Source organism: Xanthomonas sp. SHU 166 (assembly GCF_000364685.1).
Taxonomy (GTDB): domain Bacteria; phylum Pseudomonadota; class Gammaproteobacteria; order Xanthomonadales; family Xanthomonadaceae; genus Xanthomonas_A; species Xanthomonas_A sontii.
The window spans coordinates 1-4985 of record NZ_AQOJ01000181.1 but is presented as its reverse complement, the minus strand read 5'-3'; the positions used below and the strand labels follow the sequence as shown (position 1 = coordinate 4985).

Genomic DNA, 4985 nt, shown 5'->3' with positions numbered 1-4985 from the left:
CGAATTCCACTGAACAACGTGGTGGGTTTACACACCTAGCTGCTCGGCAGGACATCGGCTCCGCAGCTGGACGGAGCGCACCTGCCAGCCGACTGTCTCAATGGCATTTCCAGCGCAAAGCGCCATCGGCTCGAGCGCCGCGACCCAGCATCGCGGGCAGGCCTCAGCGCAGCATCCGCTGCATGTACAGCGCGATCAGCCGCGGCCGGTCCAGTGCCAGGCAGACCTGCGCATTGGCCACAGCCTCCGGCGCGTCCGCCGTCGGCGTCTCGCGGGTATAGCCCTTGTCGTCGACCACGATGCGCAGCGGCACGGTGGGGCACAGGCCGGGATCCAGCAACTGCGCCACCGGCACCACGTCGAACAGCGTCGGGGTGGCGCTGGCCCAGGGCTGGTCGGTGTCGCGCCACTGGTAGTAGAGCTGCGCCAACGCATCGGTCAGCGGCTCGCCATGGGCGAACAGCGCCACCCGCTCCGGCTCCTCCAGGGTCACCTGGGTGGCGTCCAGCGGCAGCATCACGATCGGCACGCCGGCGCCGAACACGCGCCGCGCAGCGGGGATGTCGGCGGCGATGTTGTACTCGGCCGCCGGCGGACTCGGCGGGCGGTAGCGCGACTTGCCGTAGCCCACGCGCACCGAGCCGCCCATCAGCACCACCTGCTTGAGCTGGGCGAAGCCGGCCGGGTCGCGCTGCTGCGCGCGCGCCGCGTCGGTCAGCGGGCCGAGCACCAGCAGGGTGACTTCGCCGGGATGGCGCCGCGCCTGGTCCAGGATGAACTGCGCCGCATCCGGCGCCTTGCGCGGCAGCGTGCCCTTGGCTGCCCAGCGTGCCTGGCTGAAGGGAATCGTGCTGTCGGTGCGCTGGCCGATCGCCAGCGGGATGTCGCTGCGACCGGCCTGCTGCAGCAGCCGCTGCAGCAGTTGCGCGCGCAAGCCGGTGTCGCCCCAGGCCGAGGCGATGCCCAGCACCTGCAGCTCCGGGCTGCGCAGCAGCAGCGCCAGCGCGAACGCATCGTCGATGTCGTCGCCGACATCGGTGGACACCACCACCTTCTGCACCGGTGCGCTCGTCGTTGGCGCTGGCGCCGCCACCGCATCGGCCGTCCAGGTCGCCGCGATCAGCAGCGCCGACGCCGCCCATTGCTTCAGCACGCGCATGCGCGTCTCCCAAAAAAGAACCGCCGGCATGATAGCCGGCGGTCGGTGTTGCAACGGCGAGGCCGCGGATCAGAAGTTGGCGCGGAACTGTGCGCCGACGATGCGCGGATCGTTGATGAAGCCGGTGAGGTTGTTGAAGTCGATCGCACCGGTGGCGCGGATCTGGTTGGTGCAGTTGCGGCAGAACACAGAGACCTCGTACGCGCCGGCGCCCCAGTTGTAGCCGATCTTGGCACCGCCCTCGAGCAGCGGCTGGCCGACGAACTCGCGCGAGTCGTACAGGAAGAAGTTGATCTCGCTGCGGTAGGACCAGTCGGTGAAGAAGAAGAACTCGGCATCGTCGCCGACCGGGATGCCGTAGCGCAGGGTCGCGTTGCCCATCCACTTGGCCGCCTGCGGCAGCACGTTGCCGTCGATCAGCGCGCGGCCGGAGGCGTTGATCGGATCGGTCACGGTGCAGGTGCGGCACACGCCCACCGACAGGGTCGGGTCCTCGATGCGGGTCCAGTTGTAGGCGCCGCCCAAGGTCATGCGCAGGTTCTGGGTCAGCAGCGCTTCGAAGTCGAACTCGGCGCCGCGCGCCTTGGAGGCCTTGGCGTTGAGCAGGCGCACGTCGTTGGAGGCGCCGCCGACCGCGGTCAGCTGCTGGTTCTTCACCTTGAAGTCGTAGACGTCGAAGCTCAGGCGCGCACGCTTGTCGAACAGGTCGGACTTGATGCCGATCTCGTAGGAATCCACGGTCTCCGGCGCGGCCACGGTCAGCGGCGCGGTGGCCGACGGCACGCCGAAGCTGGCGCCGCGGAAGCCGCGGGCGGCGCGCGCATAGACGTTGACGTCGTCGTTGATGGTGTAGGTGGCACTGAGATCGCCGGTGACCTTGGAATTGTCGGTGCTGCCGCTGGAGGGCTGCTGCAGCGTCACGCGGTCCAGCGCGAGCACGTCGAAGGTCTTCTTGTCGTAGGTGTAGCGGATACCGGCGCGCAGGTTCAGGCGCTCGGTGGCCGCGTAGTTCAGCGAGCCGAACGCCGCCCACGAGGTGTTGCGCTGGCGGGTCAGCTGATAGCTGGACAGGGTGCCGCCGGCCAGGGTGTTGTAGGTGTAGTTCTCGCCTTCCACCGAATCGTGGAAGTAGTACAGACCGGCCTGCCAGTTCAGCGGTCCGGTGTACTGCGACTCGGCGCGCAGCTCCTGCGAGTACTGGTCCAGGTTCTTGATGCCGCCGGCGGTCTCCACCGGGAACGGGATCACCCCGGGGCCGGACGGCGGCGCGAACACCGCGCCGTAGCCGCCGTCGATGTCGCCGCGGCTGTAGTACTTGCCGATGCCCTCGTAGCCGGTGATCGAGTGCAGCACGATGTCGCCCAGGTCCCAGGTCAGGTTGGCGCTGCCGCCGTAGGTCTGCAGTTCCTGGGTGTTCTTGCCGTCGATGGACACCTTGTCCGGATCGAAGCCGGCGACCAGCTGGTTGGTGCCCGGCTGGAAGATGTTGGCGCGGAACAGCCGCGCGGTGCCGTCGAGGTGGCGCGCGTGCGCGTTGAACAGCGCGCTGAAGTCCTCGCCCGGCTGGAACAGCACCTGCAGGCGCACCGCCGAGTCCATGTAGCCTTCGAAGGAGCGGTTGTCGATGGTGTTGTCGACCCAGTCGCCGCGGCGCTGGCCCAGCGCCGACAGGCGCGCGGCCCACTTGTCGCCCATCGCCACGCTCAGGCCGGTTTCCATGGTCATGGTGCCGTAGGTGCCGTAGGACAGGCTGGCGTAGCCGTCGTTGGCGCCGATGGTCGGCTTGACCGAGTTGAACTTGACCACGCCGGCGGGGGTGTTGCGGCCGAACAGCGTGCCCTGCGGACCGCGCAGCACTTCCAGGCTCTGCAGGTCGAAGATCGGGAAGCCCTTCAGGAACGCGTTCTCGGCGACCACGTCGTCATAGATCAGCGACACCGGCTGCGAGGCGTAGGTGTTGAAGTCGGTGTTGCCGTAGCCGCGGATGTAGAAGCGCGGGAACACGCGGCCGTTGGACGACTCGACGTTGAGGCTGGGCGCCTTGCCGGCCAGCACGCGCACGTCCGAGCCGCTGGTGGCGATGGCGTCCAGGTATTCCGGGCGCAGCACGCTGGCCGACACCGGCACGTCCTTGGAGTCCTCGGCGCGGCGCTCGGCGGTGACCTTGATCGTGTCCAGACGGGCGACCCCGTCGGTGCTGTCCGCCTGCTGGGCGGCGGCGGGGAACGAAAGCGCGGAAACGACGGCAACGGCAAGCGCACTGGCGCGCAGCGACCAACTGGCAGACATGGGAACTCCGGGATGGGTGGGCGTAATCGGGAGCGCGCCGAGTCCTTGCCGCGCCGCAGCATAATTAACACAAAATATACAACCTGCGGCGGCCGGCGTCACCTGGGGAGGCGGGGATTTGGGATTGGGGAGTCGGGATTGGCAAAAGCGGGGCGGTTGCGGTGGCTGCTCGCCTGCCGGCCCGGGCCGGCTTCCCTTTTCGGATGGCCGCAGCCGCTTTTGGTTGCGTCGGGACTGAAGTCCCTCCCACAAGCGCATGCACAGCGCGCAGTCGCAGTCGCAGTCGCCGGTGGCGATGGCGATGGCGATGGCGGTGGCGGTGGCAGTGGCAGTGGCAGTGGCAGTGGCGGCGGAGCATGGAACCGCGAGATGCCCTGTGGGAGGGACTTCAGTCCCGACGCGCGAAGTTCTCAGGCTGCAGGCCGTTTTTGAGCGCCGGTGGAAGCAACACGCCACGGCAATGCTTCAACCATGCCACGCCGCTCCTCCGAGCGCCCATGCCAAACCGCATGTCCTGCGCCCGCGGCCGAAAGGCCAGCGGCAAAAGGCCATCCCGCTGCCGCAAGCCCAACCGGGCCGCACGAAATCGCATCGCATACCGCGCGCCGCTTCACATAGCGACCGCTACTGACGTCTGAAGAGCGCGCATCCGCGCTGCCCTGGAGAGACCCCGATGTTCACACCCCGATCCCTGTCCCTCGTCGCCGCGTTCTGCGCGACGCTGTTCGCATGCTCCATCCAGGCCAAGACCTGCACCGCGGTCGACAACATCGTGGCCAGCACCGCGTCGGACACCGCCAATCGCGCCGCTGGCGGCACTGGCGGGCATGTCGGCCTGCACATGCACAACGCCACCACGCCGCTGCCGCCCAGCGGCGCGCAGAGTCAGCTCGGAAAATCGGCGTTCGCCAACTGGGCGACGTTCCAGGGCGCCTTCAGCAAGTGGGCAGCGGCCAAGACCGGCAAGCACGTCGAATGCGGCACCAGTGGCGGCCCGAAGGACATCGTCGATGCCGCCAGCGTCGGCATCACTGCGGGCTGGAAATGCACCGCAGTCGGCAAGAACAACATCTGCACCGAGTGGACCGAGTTCACCCCGGTCAAGGTCTGCTTCTGGTACGCCAACTCTTCGGGCGCGAAAGGCACGGCGGGCAAGTGGCTGCTCAACACGGCCTACCCGTCGCTCAACGCGGACTGCAGTTGAGCGGACCCATCAGCGTTGGCAGCGCCGTGCGGCGCTGGCGCCTCCGCACGGCCTGCCGGCTCAACCGGCCGGCGTCTCCGGCACCCGCACCCAGCCTTCCATCAGCACGCGCGCGCTGCGGCTCATCAAGGCCTTGGTGACGGTCCACTGGCCGTCCACCTGGCGCGCCTCGGCGCCGACCCGCAAGGTGCCCGAGGGGTGACCGAAGCGCACCGCGGTGCGTTCGCCGCCGCCGGCGGCGCGGTTGACCAGGGTGCCGGGGATCGCCGCGGCGGTGCCGATCGCCACCGCCGCAGTGCCCATCATCGCGTGGTGCAGCTTGCCCATCGACAT

The 4985-nt window shown here is 68.6% G+C and carries 4 protein-coding genes; 1 reads left to right on the top strand and 3 read right to left on the bottom strand.

The window, feature by feature from the left end; genetic code table 11:
- Nucleotides 1–163: 163 nt before the first annotated feature.
- Both D180_RS06565 and D180_RS06560 read right to left on the bottom strand, forming a co-directional pair.
- A complete protein-coding gene (locus tag D180_RS06565; protein WP_198526518.1) occupies nt 164–1153 on the bottom strand; it encodes a nucleoside hydrolase in 990 nt (329 codons plus the stop codon).
- Between the two features lie 75 nt (nt 1154–1228).
- Nucleotides 1229–3448: a TonB-dependent receptor gene (locus D180_RS06560; protein ID WP_017912164.1), complete on the bottom strand. Its 2220-nt coding sequence runs from the start codon at nt 3446–3448 to the stop codon at nt 1229–1231.
- Between the two features lie 673 nt (nt 3449–4121).
- Between D180_RS06560 and D180_RS06555 the strand changes: the two genes are divergently transcribed.
- Complete coding sequence (locus D180_RS06555) at nt 4122–4652, top strand: hypothetical protein (RefSeq protein ID WP_017912163.1); 531 nt, start codon at nt 4122–4124, stop codon at nt 4650–4652.
- 60 nt (nt 4653–4712) lie between these two features.
- Here D180_RS06555 and D180_RS06550 read toward each other — a convergent pair.
- Nucleotides 4713–4985: PrpF domain-containing protein (locus D180_RS06550; RefSeq protein ID WP_017912162.1), on the bottom strand; the 273-nt coding region annotated here is incomplete at its 5' end.

Coding starts and splice junctions, on each gene's coding strand:
- D180_RS06560 (WP_017912164.1), bottom strand. CDS start 3,448: ATGTCTGCCAGTTGGTCGCTGCGCGCCAGTGCGCTTGCCGTTGCCGTC.
- D180_RS06555 (WP_017912163.1), top strand. CDS start 4,122: ATGTTCACACCCCGATCCCTGTCCCTCGTCGCCGCGTTCTGCGCGACG.